Origin of the sequence: Vogesella sp. AC12, assembly GCF_024437575.1 — a bacterium.
Taxonomy (GTDB): domain Bacteria; phylum Pseudomonadota; class Gammaproteobacteria; order Burkholderiales; family Chromobacteriaceae; genus Vogesella; species Vogesella indigofera.
In genome coordinates this window covers 42557-58014 of sequence record NZ_JANFNU010000009.1, presented here as the reverse complement: position 1 = coordinate 58014, position 15458 = coordinate 42557, and the positions used below count along the sequence as shown (strand labels likewise).

The 15458-nt window shown below is 62.5% G+C and carries 17 protein-coding genes; 2 read left to right on the top strand and 15 right to left on the bottom strand.

Going from position 1 to position 15458, the window contains the following annotated elements; all coding sequences use genetic code 11:
• Positions 1-238: 238 nt before the first annotated feature.
• Complete coding sequence (locus tag NOM55_RS13315; RefSeq protein WP_255908978.1) at positions 239-2317, bottom strand: methyl-accepting chemotaxis protein; 2079 nt, start codon at positions 2315-2317, stop codon at positions 239-241.
• Positions 2318-2675: 358 nt separating this feature from the next.
• Here NOM55_RS13315 and NOM55_RS13310 point away from each other — a divergent pair, with 358 nt between their 5' ends.
• Positions 2676-3890 (top strand): HD-GYP domain-containing protein, encoded by a 1215-nt coding sequence (locus tag NOM55_RS13310; protein ID WP_120812746.1) that lies wholly within the window; start codon positions 2676-2678, stop codon positions 3888-3890.
• Between the two features lie 196 nt (positions 3891-4086).
• Here the strand turns inward: NOM55_RS13310 and NOM55_RS13305 are convergent, their stop codons facing one another.
• The 6 genes from NOM55_RS13305 to NOM55_RS13280 all read right to left on the bottom strand — a co-directional run bounded on the left by NOM55_RS13305 (position 4087) and on the right by NOM55_RS13280 (position 7187).
• Positions 4087-5019 (bottom strand): GGDEF domain-containing protein, encoded by a 933-nt coding sequence (locus NOM55_RS13305; protein ID WP_255908977.1) that lies wholly within the window; start codon positions 5017-5019, stop codon positions 4087-4089.
• A 161-nt stretch (positions 5020-5180) separates the two neighbouring features.
• Positions 5181-5525: a nucleotide pyrophosphohydrolase gene (locus NOM55_RS13300; protein ID WP_047968237.1), complete on the bottom strand. Its 345-nt coding sequence runs from the start codon at positions 5523-5525 to the stop codon at positions 5181-5183.
• 65 nt (positions 5526-5590) lie between these two features.
• Positions 5591-5923 carry a VF530 family DNA-binding protein gene (locus NOM55_RS13295; RefSeq protein ID WP_120812741.1) on the bottom strand — a complete coding sequence of 111 codons (333 nt, stop codon included), beginning with the start codon at positions 5921-5923 and terminating at the stop codon, positions 5591-5593.
• Entirely contained in the window at positions 5920-6318 is a 399-nt protein-coding gene (locus tag NOM55_RS13290) for a YkgJ family cysteine cluster protein (protein WP_047968239.1), read from the bottom strand. The genes NOM55_RS13295 and NOM55_RS13290 overlap by 4 nt, the downstream gene beginning before the upstream one ends.
• Before the next feature lie 151 nt (positions 6319-6469).
• Positions 6470-6931: a DMT family transporter gene (locus tag NOM55_RS13285; RefSeq protein ID WP_255908976.1), complete on the bottom strand. Its 462-nt coding sequence runs from the start codon at positions 6929-6931 to the stop codon at positions 6470-6472.
• A 76-nt stretch (positions 6932-7007) separates the two neighbouring features.
• Positions 7008-7187 carry a hypothetical protein gene (locus tag NOM55_RS13280; protein WP_255908975.1) on the bottom strand — a complete coding sequence of 60 codons (180 nt, stop codon included), beginning with the start codon at positions 7185-7187 and terminating at the stop codon, positions 7008-7010.
• Positions 7188-7509: 322 nt separating this feature from the next.
• Between NOM55_RS13280 and NOM55_RS13275 the strand changes: the two genes are divergently transcribed.
• Entirely contained in the window at positions 7510-8148 is a 639-nt protein-coding gene (locus NOM55_RS13275) for a YitT family protein (RefSeq protein ID WP_255908974.1), read from the top strand.
• A gap of 247 nt (positions 8149-8395) precedes the next feature.
• Here the strand turns inward: NOM55_RS13275 and NOM55_RS13270 are convergent, their stop codons facing one another.
• The 8 genes from NOM55_RS13270 to NOM55_RS13235 all read right to left on the bottom strand — a co-directional run bounded on the left by NOM55_RS13270 (position 8396) and on the right by NOM55_RS13235 (position 15249).
• Complete coding sequence (locus NOM55_RS13270; protein ID WP_255908972.1) at positions 8396-8803, bottom strand: hypothetical protein; 408 nt, start codon at positions 8801-8803, stop codon at positions 8396-8398.
• A gap of 86 nt (positions 8804-8889) precedes the next feature.
• Positions 8890-9366: a DUF3806 domain-containing protein gene (locus tag NOM55_RS13265; RefSeq protein WP_255908971.1), complete on the bottom strand. Its 477-nt coding sequence runs from the start codon at positions 9364-9366 to the stop codon at positions 8890-8892.
• Between the two features lie 35 nt (positions 9367-9401).
• Positions 9402-9824, bottom strand: a complete 423-nt coding sequence (locus NOM55_RS13260) for a hypothetical protein (protein ID WP_255908970.1) — start codon at positions 9822-9824, stop codon at positions 9402-9404.
• A gap of 137 nt (positions 9825-9961) precedes the next feature.
• Entirely contained in the window at positions 9962-11950 is a 1989-nt protein-coding gene (locus tag NOM55_RS13255) for a U32 family peptidase (protein ID WP_255908969.1), read from the bottom strand.
• Positions 11951-12117: 167 nt separating this feature from the next.
• Complete coding sequence (locus NOM55_RS13250; protein WP_120812724.1) at positions 12118-12432, bottom strand: hypothetical protein; 315 nt, start codon at positions 12430-12432, stop codon at positions 12118-12120.
• 146 nt (positions 12433-12578) lie between these two features.
• The gene (locus tag NOM55_RS13245) at positions 12579-12815 is read right to left on the bottom strand and encodes a DUF2789 domain-containing protein (protein WP_047967496.1); all 237 of its coding nucleotides are present in this window, start codon (positions 12813-12815) and stop codon (positions 12579-12581) included.
• Between the two features lie 701 nt (positions 12816-13516).
• Positions 13517-14485 carry an NAD-dependent epimerase gene (locus tag NOM55_RS13240; RefSeq protein ID WP_255908967.1) on the bottom strand — a complete coding sequence of 323 codons (969 nt, stop codon included), beginning with the start codon at positions 14483-14485 and terminating at the stop codon, positions 13517-13519.
• Positions 14486-14487: 2 nt separating this feature from the next.
• Entirely contained in the window at positions 14488-15249 is a 762-nt protein-coding gene (locus NOM55_RS13235; protein WP_255908965.1) for a glycosyltransferase family 2 protein, read from the bottom strand.
• Between the last annotated feature and the right edge of the window lie 209 nt (positions 15250-15458).

Below are 15458 nucleotides of genomic sequence, written 5' to 3'. Positions count from 1 at the left end.
GAGCTTCTTTATATATCAATGCAGCGGCCCGGCGTCGTGTCGACCCCGTACCGGCAACGCCTGGCGACGCGCAGACAGCGCGGCGGGGCAAGGAAGCGGGCAGGGTAAGGGCGACATGGCGGGTCTCGCAAAGCAAACCGGCGGATTATACGAAAATCACCGCGCGCTGTCAGGCCAAAGCGGGCAATAAAACAACGCCGCCCATGACGGACGGCGTTGCGGGGACGCCAGGTGGTGCTCAGAGTCGGAAATTGCCGACCAGTGCTTCCAGGCTGGCGGACTGCTCGCGCAGCTGCTCCACCGCGGCGCGTACCTCGCGCGCCACTTCGCTGTTGGACTGCGCCATGGTGCTGATGCGCTCCACGTTCTGCGCGATTTCCGAGGTCGCGTTCGACTGTTCCCGCGTCGACGACGCGATATCGCCGATGTTGTCCACCAGATCGACGCTTTTATCGTACACGCCCTTCATCGCCACGTTGGCCTCCTCGGCGATGCCGACGCTGACCGACACCAGCTCGGTGCTGCGCTTCACCTCGTCCACCGCGTCGTTGGTCTCGCTGCTGATGGCGTTGACGATGCGGCTGATCTGCACCGTGGCCTCGGCGGTGCGGCCGGCGAGGTTGCGCACCTCGTCCGCCACCACCGCAAAGCCGCGCCCCTGCTCGCCGGCGCGTGCCGCCTCGATGGCCGCGTTCAGCGCCAGCAGGTTGGTCTGATCGGCAATGTCCTTGATCACGCCGACAATGGTACTGACCTCCGCCGAACGCGCGCCCAGCGCGCCCATGCGCCCGGCCAGCGCCTGCATATTGCTGGTCATGCGCTGGATCTCGCCGGTGACCTTGTCCACCGTTGCCACGCTGTGCTCGGTCAGCACGCCGGTTTCGCGCGCCATGCTCTCGGCCAGCATCGCGGTATCGGCGATGTGGTGCACGCTGACGGTGACCTGCTCCACGCCGGCGGCGGTGGCGCTGGCGGCGTCCGACTGTTGCGCCGACGACTGCTCCACCTGCACCGCGGAGTCGGCCAGCTGGCCGGCGGAACGACTCACCGCCAGGCTCTGCTCGCGTACCTCGATGAACATCTCGCGCAGGCTCTCGATGAAGCGGTTGAAGGCGGCGGCGGTGCGGCCGATTTCGTCACGGTTGCTGACGGTGAGGCGCAGCGTCAGATCGCCCTTGCCGCTGGCGAACTGCTCCATGGTTTCCGCCAGCGTGTTCAGCGGCCGCGTCAGGGTGCGGATCAGCAGCGTCAGTACCAGGATGATCAGCGCCAGCGCAATGACGCCGACCACGATGGCGGTATTGCGCTGGCTGTTGGCGGTCGCGGTAATCGCCGCGGTCGGCACGCTGACGCCGGCGGACCAGAACTGGCCGCTGTCCGCCACCTTGATCGGGTAGAAGAAGTGGGTAAAACCGCCGTCTTCGTAGACGAAGCGCTCGCCCTTCTTGATCTTGTCGAGGTTGGCCGCCAGCGGGTCGCCACTGGCCACCGCCTTGCCGACCAGTTCTGCCTGCGGGTTGACCACGAACAGGCCGCCCTCGGACACCATGCGCACATAGCCGGTGTCATAGAGGCGGATGGCGCCGAACTGCTTTTGCAGGTCGTCCAGCGCCAGATCGACGGCGGACACCCCCAGCAGCTTGCCGGACGCGTCCTTCATCACCACCGCCAGCGAGCTTTCCAGCACCTGCTTGCCCTGCACCTCGTAGAAGAACGGCTCGGTGATGGTGTCGCGGCCGCGCGATTTCGGCACGAAGTAGAAATCGCCCCAGCCCGATTTTTCATAGTCCGGCGCGTACTCGGTGAGCCTGTCCTGCCACTCCGGGAATTTCGCCACCCGGTCGCTCGACATCATCACGTCCAGCGCCGCCTTGCCGTCGCCACCGCGCGTCAGGTACGGCGTGTAGCGCCCGCTCGGGTCGTGCTTCGGCCAGTCGCGGCGGAATTCGTCGTCGCGGCCATCCAGCGCGTTCGGCTCCCAGATCATCCACGCGCCGATGATGCCCGGCGCGTTGTCCAGCGAGCTGAGCAGGATGTTGTCGACCACCTTGCGCTCCACCGCCTGCGCGCGCTGCAGCCCCTGCACGCTGGCGGCCATGCTGCGCGGAATGGCGAAGCCGTTGGCCAGCTTGGCCTCGACACTGTCCGCCACGCGGCCGGCCTGCTCCGAAGCCAGCTGGTTACCCTGCTCGACCGCAGCGTCATAACTTTGCTTGGCGATGATGGCGATCATCACCGCAAAACCAACCGCCACCGCCACCGCGGCAACGCCGATGATGCGGTTGCCCAGATGCCCCCAACGTGTACTCTGCGTCATGCCTTGCACTCCTGTAGCTCGCGAAATCCGGTTTTTTGTTCTAGGTATTTATACCTAGAATATCCGCTTGCATGAAAATTGACTATCACCAATACGTAATAATAAAAAAGCACTGATCATTGATTATCAATTGCCATAATTATTATCGATCACTATTTATTTGAATAAAATAATGATAACCAATATCAATACAAATAAAACCCTGTTTGCATCGCCGATTGGCGCGATAATCGTCGGATAAGGTTTCTGGCACAAACTGTCGTGGCACACCACACCACCGTCGCAGCGCTGCCACCAGCAGCCTGACCGCTGTTTTTACACCGTTTTTTGCCAGACCAGACTCCAAGAAAACAACGCCATGATCAAAAATATCGATATTGCCGACATCAAGATCGGCATGTATGTGCATGACCTGAACTGCGACTGGACCTCTCATCCGTTTTTCCGCAAGCGCTTCCTGATCAAGAACGATGCCGAAATCGCCAAGATCGTCGAAGCCGGTATTCACGAACTCTATATCGATACCGAAAAGGGGCTGGATGTCAGCCATGCGCGCAGCGTGGACGAGGTCAACGCCAGCTTGCAGCAGCAGATGATCGAGGCGGTCACCAGCAAGCCGGCGCCGATCATCGCGCTGTCGTTTGCCGAGGAGCTGGGCCGCGCCAACCGCATCAAGAGCCAGGCGCACGCGCTGGTCAAGACCGTGATGCAGGATGTGCGCCTGGGGCGGGCGGTGGAGCTGGAGCAGGTCGAGCCGATGATCGAATCGATCACCGAATCGGTGCTCAGCAACAGCGGCGCGCTGCTGACGCTGCTGCGCATCAAGAACAAGGACGACTACACCTTCCTGCATTCGGTCAGCGTCGGCACGCTGATGATCGCGTTCTGCCGCTCGGTGGGCATGGACATGGAAACCATCCACCTTGCCGGGCTGGGCGGCATCCTGCACGACACCGGCAAGGCGCTGGTGCCGGACGAGATCCTCAACAAGCCGGGGCGCCTGACCGAGGAGGAGTTCGACATCATCAAGCGCCACCCGCGCGACGGCTTCGACATCCTCAGCCGCACCGAGGGCATCAGCGAGATCCCGCTCGACATCACCCTGCATCACCACGAACGCGTCGACGGCAGCGGCTACCCGCACAATCTCAAGGGTGACACCATCAGCACACTGGCCAAGATGGCGGCCATCGTCGACGTCTACGACGCCATCACCGCCGATCGCTGCTATCACAAGGGCATGGCACCGACCGATGCGCTGCGCAAGATCTTCGAATGGTCGAAATACCACTTCGACCCCAAGCTGGTGCAGGCCTTCATGCGCTGTGTCGGCATCTACCCGGTCGGCACGCTGGTGTTGCTGGAATCCGGCAAGCTGGGGGTGGTGATCGAGCAGCACGACAGCAACCTGCTGACGCCGAAGATCAAGGTGATGTTCAGCAGCAAGAGCAATACCTACCTGCAGCCGGAAATCATCGACCTGTCGCGACCGCTCGGCTTTGGCGGCGGCGACAAGATCGTGCGCCACGAGGCGCCGGAAAAGTGGGGCATCAACCCCTTGCGTTTCATGTGAAACAACAACGGCCACCGGCAAATGCGGGTGGCCGTTTTGTCATGCGCGCATACTTAGAACGTGTTCACGATCTCGCGAGCTAGAGCGAGACAAGGCGAAAACGGCTGAGGAAGCGGAGTTTACAAGTGGTAAATGAGCATTCCGAAGGCGTTTTTAACGCGGTATCGCCGACGCGCAGCAGATCGTGAACAGGTTCTTACAGCTGCTGCAGCTCGAACTGCCCGCCGCCACGGCGCTTGGCGCGGTACATCGCCTGGTCGGCCTCGGCCAGCACCTCGGCCGGCATCGTCGCGCCGCTCTTGAACAGGCAGATGCCGACCGACAGGCCGAGCCGGTTCGGTGGCGACAGTTCGGCAAACGGCTCATCCAGAGCCTGGATGATCTTGCCGGCCACCGCGCGCGCGCCGCTCTCGGTGACGCCTTCCAGCAGGATGGCAAACTCGTCACCGCCGATGCGCGCCAGCAGGTCGGTGCCACGCAGCGCCTGCTTCAGCCGCGCGGCAATCGCCGACAGCACCGCGTCGCCGGTGTCGTGGCCGTGGGCGTCGTTGATCGGCTTGAAACGGTCGAGATCGATGAACAGCAGCGCGCACAGGCTGGACGCGCTGTCTGCGGCCAACCTTTCCAGTTTCAGTTCCAGATAGCGGCGGTTGGCGAGATTGGTCAGCGCGTCGCGGTGCGCCATCTCCAGCAGGTGGCCCTGCAGCAGCTGCAGCCGCTGCGCTTCCTGACGCTGGCGGGTGACGTCGTGGCGGGTCTGCAGCACACCGTCCACCTTGCCGCTGGCATCACACAGCGGCGTCAGCGTGATCTGGTAGTGTCCCGGCCTGCCATCGGCCTGCGGCAGGCTCAGCTCCATGCTCTGCGGCGCGGCCGTGGCCAGCACCTGGGCGAAGCTGTCGGCGCTCAGCCCCGGCAGCGTCACCGTCGCCAGCGTGGCGCCGGCGGCCAGCTGTTGCAGCGCCGGCTGCGCATCGGGACAGCACTGCGCGGCGTGATTGGCAAACTCCAGCTGCCCGTGCACGTCAAACAGCAGCACCGGGTAGGGCAGCGCCGCGTACAGCTGCTGCAGGCGGGCGGCAGGCGGCCGCGAGGCGGCGTGGAAAGACAGCGTGTCGGCTTGGTTCATCGGTCGGGATCTTGCGGCAAACACAATCGGCCAGCTTAGCACAGGCTAAGCCAACGGCATGTTTGCTTGCCGCCGCCGCGCCGGATAGAAAAGTATTGGATTATCAATTGAAGCCACTTTCTATAAATAACATCCGGGTACTGCGGCAAAACTGTGGCAATTTATTCCCGACCGCCGGCCGGATATTTCAGCGCATTCTTGTGCAGCTTGTCCTGCAGCGCGTGGTCGAGATCGACGCCGCAGACATCGGCCAGCCGCACCAGGTACATCATCACGTCGGCGATCTCCTCCTGCAGTCGCTCGAAGGCCTGCGGCTCGCTCGCCATCGCCGCCGCCTCGGCGTCCGTGCGCCACTGGAACAGCTCCGCCAGCTCGCCCACCTCGCCGGTCAGCGCCAGCATCAGGTTGCGCGGGGTGTGGAAACGCTGCCAGTCGCGCTCGGCGGCAAACTGGCGTTGTGCGGCGATCAGGCCGCGGGCATCGAGCAATACGGCGGGCGCGGTCATCGGCGGCTCCTTGCGTCAAAAAGCCGCGACGCGTGTCGCGGCCGGATGGTTTGCCGGCAACCGGCTCAGGCGTCGTCGGTCGGCGGGGTCTTGCGGGCAAACAGGATGGTCGGCGCCTTGGCCGCGCCGTGGCCGGCCGGCGCGCGCGCGGTGGCCGCCTTCGGCGCCAGGCTGCGCTTCGGCTTCTTCAGCTGCAGGTACAGCGCCTCCACCTTGTCGCGCGCCCACGGCGTGCGGCGCAGGAAGGCGAGGCTGGACTTGATGCTCGGCTCGTGACTGAAGCAGCGCACCGCAATGCGGCTGGCGAGGCCATCCCAGCCGTAGTGGCCGTGCAGCTCGGTCAGCATCGCTTCCAGCGTCACGCCGTGCAGCGGGTTGTTGCTTTGTTTGTCGCTCATGTACTCACCTTGCGGCCATGCTGCGGATTACGGGTGTAGGCGCAAAACCCCGGCCGCGGGCCGACCTGCGGGTGATTGCGGCAGGTATTCGGCCGCAGCGCGTAGATGCTGCACAGCCGGGTTTTCTGGTCCAGATACTGGCAATCACCGTTGGCGCGCTGCGTCAGCGTGAAAATGCCGTTCTTGAAGTTGAAATGCTGGATGATGCGCTGCTTTTCCAAGCGTTTGGCGATGTTCTTGATCGGCTCGTCCAGCTCGAACTCGTCCACCACGCCGATGCGCACCAGATCCGGCAGCTTCACTTCCACCGGCATGCTGCAACAGCTGCCCATGCAGTCACTGCACAGGCCGTTCTTGTACTTTACCCACGTATCGAGGCGCTCGATATCGGCCACACTGATTCCTTAAAACCCTGATTCGGCAGCAGTTCTGCCGCCGCAATGAAAAACAGCGGATTGTAACGCAATCCGCTGTTGCCATTGTGCTGTTTGTCGGTCGGTGGGGCCGGAGCGGCTGCGGTTTCACATGAAACGCCGCCCGCGCCCGCTACTTGCCGATGCGGTCGCCGAGGTTGACCAGCAGCACCCCGGCCACCACCAGCAGCGCGCCGCCCAGACGCCAGCTGTTGATCTCTTTCAGCGGCATGCCCAGCCAGCCGTAGCGGTCGAACAGCAATGACGCACACACCTGGCCGGCGATGATCAGCGACAGCATCACCGCCACCCCCAGCCGCGGCGCCAGCAGCGTGGTGCCGAACACGAACAGCGCCCCCAGCGCGCCACCGCTCAGCATCCACCACTCCGCGCGCGGCAAGGCGGCGAGGCCAACCCACTTCTGCCCGCTCAGCAGCGCGGCGATGGTCAGCGTCACCAGCCCCACCGCGAACGACACCAGCGCCGCCAGCACCGGGCTGCCGCCGATCAGCAGCTTCAGCTGGTGATTGATCGCCGCCTGCAGCGGCACCACCACCCCCATCACAAACGCCAGCGCCAGTAACAGCCCGTTCATCGCCTCATCCCCCGCAGTAAGCCACCGATGATCCTGCCATCAACCGTGGCTGGCAAGCCGCGCAAGAGCACCGCGACTACACCGGCACGCCGATGCCCGCCGGCGGCGGCAACGGCACCGGCTCGCGCGCCGGGGTATCGAGATCGAACAGCCACACCAGCAGCAGCAAGGCCAGCATCAACCCACACATCAGCAACGAAAAGCGGGTGTAGGGATCGCGGTAGTGACGCAGGAAAAAGCGGCGCAGGAAATCCATGGGCGGCACGGCAGCAGAAAGGGGCAGATGCTGCCGTTGTAGCACGAAATGCGGCGACATTCCGCGCCGGCCTCGCCAGCGACGGCAACACAGCCATGCCGCCAGCCAGGGTTGGCCGCAGCGACAGACAGCGCGGCCATGCACCAGCCTGGCGCGGCACGCCGGCCGGCACGGGCTTTTTGCCCCGCCACAAGGCACAGCAAACCCGCCAGCGCCACGCGTCGACCCCGCGGCGCTGGCAGGCTTCTTGCTGCGCCGGCTACCGGTGCGGCACCCTTACCCGGCGCGCCGTTTCTGACAATTCGCCCCCAACGGTATCCACATGACTACCGACACCACGCGCCTGACAGACGGACACAATCCGCTGGCACACAGCCGGGCAGAAGACCTGCTCGCCATCCTGATCGGCACTTCCTTCATCGGCTTCGGCATGGCCATGTTCGTGCAGGCCGGCCTGCTCACCGGCGGCACCGCCGGCATCGCCTTTTTGCTGCACTACCAAGGGCTCGCGCCGTTTGGCTGGCTGTTCTTCCTGATCAACCTGCCGTTCTACTGGCTGGCGCTGCGCCACATGGGCGCCGCCTTCACCGTGCGCACCTTTGTCTGCGTCGCGCTGGTGTCGCTGCTGTCCACCCAATGCCGCGAGCTGTTCCCGTTTGCCGGCACGCTGAACCCGTACTCCACCGGCCTGCTCGGCGGGCTGTTGCTGGGCATGGGCCTGATCGCGCTGTTCCGCCACAAGGCCAGCGTCGGCGGCATCAACATCCTGGCGTTGTACGTGCAGCAACGCTACGGCCTGCGCGCCGGCAAGCTGCAATTCGGCATCGACCTCCTGATCCTGCTGGCGTCGCTGCTGCTGTGCAGCCTGCCGCAGCTGATCGGCTCACTGATCGGCGCCGCCGCCATGAGCCTGGTGATCGGCTTCTACCACCGGCCGGATCGCTACATCGCGGCGTCGTAAGCAAGGTTGGCCGCAAAGCCATGGCGGCTTGCGGCCAACCTTGGCCCATCCCCGCATGCGCCAGCGGCTTGCCCAGAGACGGGCTGTGGATAAGTGATATCCACAGCACCGTAGCCCGGATAAGCGATAGCGCATCCGGGGAATTAGCCGGCCAATCGGCAGCAAAGCGTCCGTGAGCAGGGTGATTTGCCTTGGTATTTACATTACACATCCCGGATGCGCCTGCGGCTTATCCGGGCTACCCGTTTCACCTGCCCGAAAGAACGGTGCAACGCCCCGATAAAACCGGGGTGTTGCACCCTACGGTTGTGGATAAGTCACGCCCACAAGCCAAACCCGCCAGCCAACACCGAAGCAACGCGTCCATCCCCGTTGGCGCAAGCCGTGAAAAATGGCGCCATCCCGGGAACAAGCCGCCCCCTTTTGAGCGCAGCGGATGGGCGGCGCCGGGATGGCGGCAGTTTTCACGGGAATGCTTGCGCCGTCGGGTCGCCTTTTCTTTGGATACTTTCTTTTGGCGAAGCAAAAGAAAGTATCCCGCCGCCGCGCGGAAAGCGGCAGATAAAAAATATCCGCGCAGCGGATTCAACAAATAAAAAACAAGGTTGGCCGCAAAGCCATGACGGCTTGCGGCCAACCTTGTTTTGTCAATCACGGTAAACGTTAGGCTTCGCAAGCTCAGCCCAACCTACCATGCTTGGTTCCACACGCTGTATGTGCAGTTAATGAATGTGATCATGCTTATTCCAGCGCCCGGATACGCCGCCTAGCGATATCTGCGATGCCGTTGTACAGCGCGAATACATCGACGGCTTCGCCGCTTTCTATGCGTTTGGAGATCATCGTGAGCGGGAATAGCAGGATCGATGAATTCCGGTACTGCAGCGCCGGATCGCGGCCATATTCATCACTAACCATCACCCACTCGAAGCCCATGTCCTGCACAAACACGTCCCCAAGTACCACGCCCATGGCCTGCAGTTCGTATGTCTGTTCGGGTTGGAACTGCCTGACATCCAGCAAGGAGCGCAAGGTGCCGAGCTTGCCGGCCACCGTGGTGTATTTTTCCAGCAGATCACGCGTTGACTGGAAGTGCTGGATCAATTGGCGCTGGGCATTGAGAGCGGCGATATCCTGCGCGTTCAGAGGGGAGAGTTTTTGGGCTGCCAGTAAATGGTTACTGAATAAAAGCAGCACCAGCAGTAAGAATCGGAACATGTGAAATTCTCGTTGATTAAAGGGAGCTTATCGGTTCAATGGATGTTAATGGTATAAATATATACCTTGCCGGCAATACATTGGTTCTGTTCTCCGAGTCTGGGTAAAGCACCTAGCTTGATAATGGTTTTCTCCACGCGGGAATTCTTGTCCATTTCAAGTGTTTTGTGGCTTTGAATAACTGAATTCTCATCAATGAGCAGGGCTATCCGATACGTGCCAATATCCTGTCCGAACAGCAAGCCATGTTTCGCAAACTCGGATGAAAAAAAGAGTGGAACTTCTGTCAATAGATAATGCTGGGCATGTTGAATAGAACAGTCATAGCCAAGTTGATCTACCGCATTGACGGAGAAGGTAACCCTGCCCGAGTAGTTGGTAATTTCTGCCTCATCTGCCAGGATGCTTCCCGATAACAGCAAAAATAGCAAAATGCAGATTGATTTGCCTAGCTTCACAGCTCGTCCTTTGTCGGGGTGGTGGTTGATCGAATATGTGAATACTAATCGTATATGACAAAAGGGCAAGCCATCCGGCTTGCCCTTGTTCTATGTCATCCAACCTGCGGCCAACGTTGGCCGCAACCCCATTCAAATCACGACGCAGGCCGCTGCTTGAAGAAGGTAATCGGTGCCGTCGCCGGAATCTCGCTCGGTGGCGCCGACTTCAGGATGTGCTTCTTCATCTTGCCCATCACGTGCATCTCGCACGGGCGGCATTCGAATTTCAGGGTGTAGGTCTCGTCGCCGGATTTCAGCACCATCGGGTCGGCGCGCACCTGGCCCATCACGCCTTTCACGCCTTTGGCCTGCTTCGGACACAGGTTGTAGGAGAAGCGCAGGCAGTGCTTGGTGATCATCAGGCTGACTTCGCCTTCTTCCTGGTGCGCCTCGTAGGCCGGCTCGATCACTTCCACGCCGTGCCGCTTGTAGAAATCCCAGGCCTTGGCGTTGTAGACGTTGGCGAGGTAGCTGAGGTTTTTTTCCGGATACGGCACCGGCGGCTCGACCGGCGCCTTGCGCGGCTGGCGCGGCCAGGCGGCCAACCTGGCGGCTTCCAGTTTTTCCACCGCGTCGCGGCGCAGCGCGTTGATCACCGATGACGGCACGAACCACGGCTGCGCCAGGTTCAGCGCCACGTCGTTGGCCACGAACATGGTGTTGCCGAGCTTGGCGACCGCGTCGCGCAGGCTGGCTTCGGCGCGGGCGGCGTCCTTGGCCGGCTCCAGCGCCAGTGGCGCGTGGGCGGTGGCGCTACAGCCATCTTCGTCGGTGATGGTCAGCGCCAGGCCGTCGCCGGTTTCGTCCAGGTTCAGCCACACGCCGATGCGACGTTCTGCCGATTTTTTCAGCAGCGACAGCTCCCACGCGTGGTCGCGGTTGCGGCTGATGCGGGTGCCGGGCTTGAGGCCGCCCAGCACCGCCGGGTCGTTGGGCACGCAGCGCCACAGCAGCTCGCCGCCGGGCACGTGGCCGATCTGCTTCACGGTATTGAGCTGCATGCCGACGACTTCGCGCTTGCGCATGTAATTGATGCCGTCGCCGTTGGCCATGCTGTCGGCGGTGACGATCTCCAGCCAGCCGTCGCCGACCTGGTGCACATGGCCCAGCTCGACGCCGACGAATTTCGGCGAGTCGAAGGCGCCGATGTCGATCTTGCGGCCGGTGGCGAAATAATCCGTTGCCCCACGGTGGAAGGTCTTGTCCGGATCGGGCGCGAAGTAGATTTCGCTGCTGCCGCTGGAGGCGCGCGCCAGTTCCGGCCGGCGCTCGATGATTTCGTCCAGCAGCAGGCGGTAGTGGGCGGTGATGTTCTTGACGTAGCTGACGTCCTTGTAGCGGCCTTCGATCTTGAGCGAGCGCACGCCGGCGTCGAGCAGCGCCTCGAGGTTGCGGCTCTGGTTGTTGTCCTTCATCGACAGCAGGTGCTTGTCGAAGGCGACCACACCGCCTTTTTCGTCGGTGAGGGTGTAGGGCAGGCGACAGGCTTGCGAGCAGTCGCCACGATTGGCGCTGCGGCCGTTGTCGGCGTGGCTGATGTAGCACTGGCCGGAGAAGGCGACGCACAGCGCACCGTGGATGAAGTATTCGATGGCGGCCGGGTCATGCCCCTCGGCCACGGTCTGCGAGATCTTGGCGATCTGCGGGATGGTCAGCTCGCGCGCCAGCACCACCTGCGAGAAGCCGGCATCGGACAGGAAACGCGCCTTGGCGGCATCGCGGATGTCGCACTGGGTGGAGGCGTGTAGCTGGATCGGCGGCAGATCCAGCTGCAGGATGCCCATATCCTGCACGATCAGCGCGTCGACACCCGCGTCGTACAGTTGCCAGATCAGCTTGCGCGCGGCGTCCAGCTCGGCGTCGTGCAAGATGGTGTTGAGCGTGGTGAAGATGCGCGCGTGGTAGCGGTGGGCAAATTGCACCAGCTCGGCGATTTCCGCCACGCTGTTACAGGCGTTGTGCCGCGCGCCAAAGCTCGGCCCGCCGATATAGACCGCATCCGCACCGTGCAAAATCGCCTCGCGGCCGATGTCGATGTTCTTGGCGGGGGACAACAGCTCAACCTGGTGCGGCAACAGACTCATGAATACTTCCTGCGGTGGGTGGGGGCAAGGCGCGGAATGATAGCAGAATCAGGCACTTGGGTGGGATCGATGTTGCGGCCAACCTTGGCCGCAAGGCCGCGCTGCCAGACAGGCCAAGCCAGGGGATGACGCGCGGTCATCCCCGGGCGCGGCTGCGGTGTCGGCGGTTAGCCGATGACGCGGAAGATTTCCCAGCGCTGGGTGCCGGACACCACGTGCGGCTCCAGCGCCTTGCTCCACGCCGCGTGCTCGGGCAGGGTGCCCAGCTTGTGCCAGGCGGCGTCCAGCTCGGCCAGATCGGCGATCTCGATTTCGGACAGGATGGTGGATTCCTTGGCGCCGATCGAGCCGTTCAGCAGCCGCACGCGCTGCGGCGTCCAGCCAGCCTGCGAGCCGATGTCGCGCAGCCAGCGCTGCATCTCGGCGATGACTTCCGGTTTGTGGCCAAACTTGGCCTCGATACTCCAGCGGGCGATCAGCATGACGGGGCTCCTCAACGACTGTGATAACCCAGCATAGACCATGCCGCCGCGACACCAAACGTTGGCCGCAGCCATCGGCAAGCCGTTGATCTGGCTGTCATTTATCGCCGACGCGCCGCCAGTAGCCTCGGCGCCGGATGGCGGCCTCAGCCGCGTTGCTGCAGCAGTGTCGCCAGGGTATCGACCGCGTCCGACCATTCCGCGTCGCAGGCCAGCGACTGGCGCAGGAACGCGGCCTGGCTCGCGCTCCAGAACGGCGCCTCCGCCAGCACCACATGCTCCGGCAGCGGATGGCTCTGTACAAACTGGTTGATCGCCTTGGTGCTGTTGTCCAGCCCGAGCTGTGCAAACAGCTCGGTCAGTTCGTGATGCCCGGTATCCATGATTGCCGCCTCCCGCGCTGGAAAATTCATCAGTTCAGCTTAGACCGTGGCGGAAAAATTGCCGCACTGTGGCGTGCGCGATCACGGCCGGAAGCAGGCGATCAATGCCAGCCAAGGTTGGCCGCAATACGGCGACGAGCAGCGGTCGGCTGTGGATAAGTCAACACTGGCGGCGCGTGGCGGCAAACAGCAGTGCGAGCATTGCCACGCGGTAGCGGTAGCGGCAACGCGCTTGCGGCTGTCGCTTGGCCGGTGAGCCGCATTTTGCGGCCGCTCCGGTGGCCAATGCCGTTATCCGCCACAGTTGACACCAGCCCCGCGCGCTGGCGCCCGTCAGCGGCCTGGCTATTCACAGCATTAAAATACGCCATCAGTAGCCATAAGCCGTTAACGAGACAGCATCGTGCAACATAAACGGCGGCAACATTGCCATCCACCGTAATGTCCGCAGCCGTCCGCCGCACTGACCACGGCACGGGTGACGGCAACAATCCGCCACGCCACGCTGCGGCGAGCCACCGCAGCAACGGGTGGTAGCCCCCCTGCACGGCGCCACAATCGCCCGCCACACGCCTGGCAGCCGTTTCAGTCAGCACGAGGTGTCAGCGGCAGCGGCAGCCGCTGGCGCCCCGTTTACGTCCCCGCAGCCGCTATCACCACCGTTTGCCAGCGCGGTGTTGCGCTGGCGGGCTGTGGACAACTCAGCGCTGGTGGTAGTCGCGATACCAGTCGACAAACGCCTGCATGCCGTCGCGCAGCGGCGTATCCGGCGAGAAGCCGACCGCGGCGCGCAGCCGTGCGGTGTCGGCGTAGGTGACCGGCACGTCGCCGTCCTGCATCGGCAGGTACTGCTTGACCGCTTCGCGGCCGCAGGCGGCTTCGGTGGCCTCGATGAAGTCCATCAGCGGCACCGGGTTATGGTTGCCGATGTTGAACACCGCGAACGGCACGTCACCGCTGGCCGGATGTGCCATCACCCGCAGCACGCCCTCGACGATGTCGTCGATGAAGGTGAAATCGCGCTGCATCTGGCCGTGGTTGAACACCTTGATCGGGTCGCCGTTGAGGATGGCCTCGGTAAACAGCCACGGCGCCATGTCCGGGCGGCCCCACGGGCCGTAGACGGTGAAGAAGCGCAGGCCGGTGATCGGCAGCTGGTACAGGTGGGCGTAGCTGTGCGCCATCACCTCGTTGGCCTTCTTGGTGGCGGCGTAGAAGCTGACCGGCTCGTCGACGCGGTCGTCTTCGCTGAACGGCACCTTAGCGTTCTTGCCGTAGACGCTGGAGGAGCTGGCGAACACCAGGTGCTGCACCGGGTAGCGACGGCAGGCTTCCAGCATATTGGTGTGGCCGACCAGGTTGCTCTGCGCGTAGACGTGCGGGTTGTCGATGCTGTAGCGCACCCCGGCCTGGGCGGCGAGGTGGATCACGTAGTCCGGGCGCTCGGCGGCAAACAGCGCGTCGATGGCGGACCAGTCGGCGATGTCCAGCTTGTGGAAAACAAAACCGGCACGGCCCTGCAGCGTGGCCAGGCGCGCGTGTTTCAGCGCCACCGCGTAGTAGTCGTTGAGGTTATCCACAGCAATCACTTGCACATCGCCGCGATCCAGCAGTTTTTCACATACCGCGCGGCCAATGAAACCGGCGGCGCCGGTGACCAGTACTTTCATCGTCATTTTTCCTGTGGGCGAAGCCGGTGCAGTTCGATCAGCTTCGCGTATTTGAGATAACTGTTGAAGCAGCCAATGCTGATGTGGACAAGTCCGGGCAGGCCGTCGCGAAAACCCTGCCGCAGCAGGTAAAACTTCACGAAGCGCAGCAGCGGACTCAACACCAGCTTGGCAATCCCCGCCTTTTTCCCGCGCTGATACAGCGTTTCTGCCTGCAGGCTGGTGTAGCGGTTCTGTTTGGTGAGGTACAGCGCGATGTCCTCGCCGGATTCGTGCATCAGGTCGCCGGCCACGGTGCCGACTTCGCCATTGGCGATCACGTATTCGTGCACCACGTCGTCGGACCAGCGTGCCTGGCGGCGATCGAACAGCCGCAGGCTGTAATCGGGATAGCCTTCGCCAAACTTCAGGAAGCGGCCCATGAACTTGTTGCTACGTGCGAAACGGTAGGCACCCAGCACCGGGTTGTGCAGCAAGCTGCTGATTTCATTGCGTAATTTTTCCGACAACCACTCGTCGGCATCCAGACACAGCACCCAGTCGTGGCTGGCCTGCTGTACCGCGAATTGCTTCTGCGGACCGAATCCCAACCACGTTTGGTGGATAACTTTTGCCTTATAGGCAGAGGCTATTGCCAATGTCCTGTCGGTGCTACCCGAATCCACCACCACGATCTCGTCGGCAAAGGCACAGCTTTGCAGACATTTTTCCAGCAGCGCTTCGGCATTTTTGGTGATCAGAACCACGCTAAGTTGGCGCGACATTCTTTCTAGTACTTTCTAGTTATATAAAGGATAAGGATAGTAGAAGGCAGTGCCGGTCTGTGGATAACACACTAAAAACGTTTTTTTTCAATGACTTGAGATGTTGCCTAGCTTGTCGTTGCCGCAGCTGGAATGGGGTGCATCAGTTGTGGACAATTTTGCCATCTTGCCGTGCTGCCCGCTTATCCACAATCTCTTGCCAGCAATGA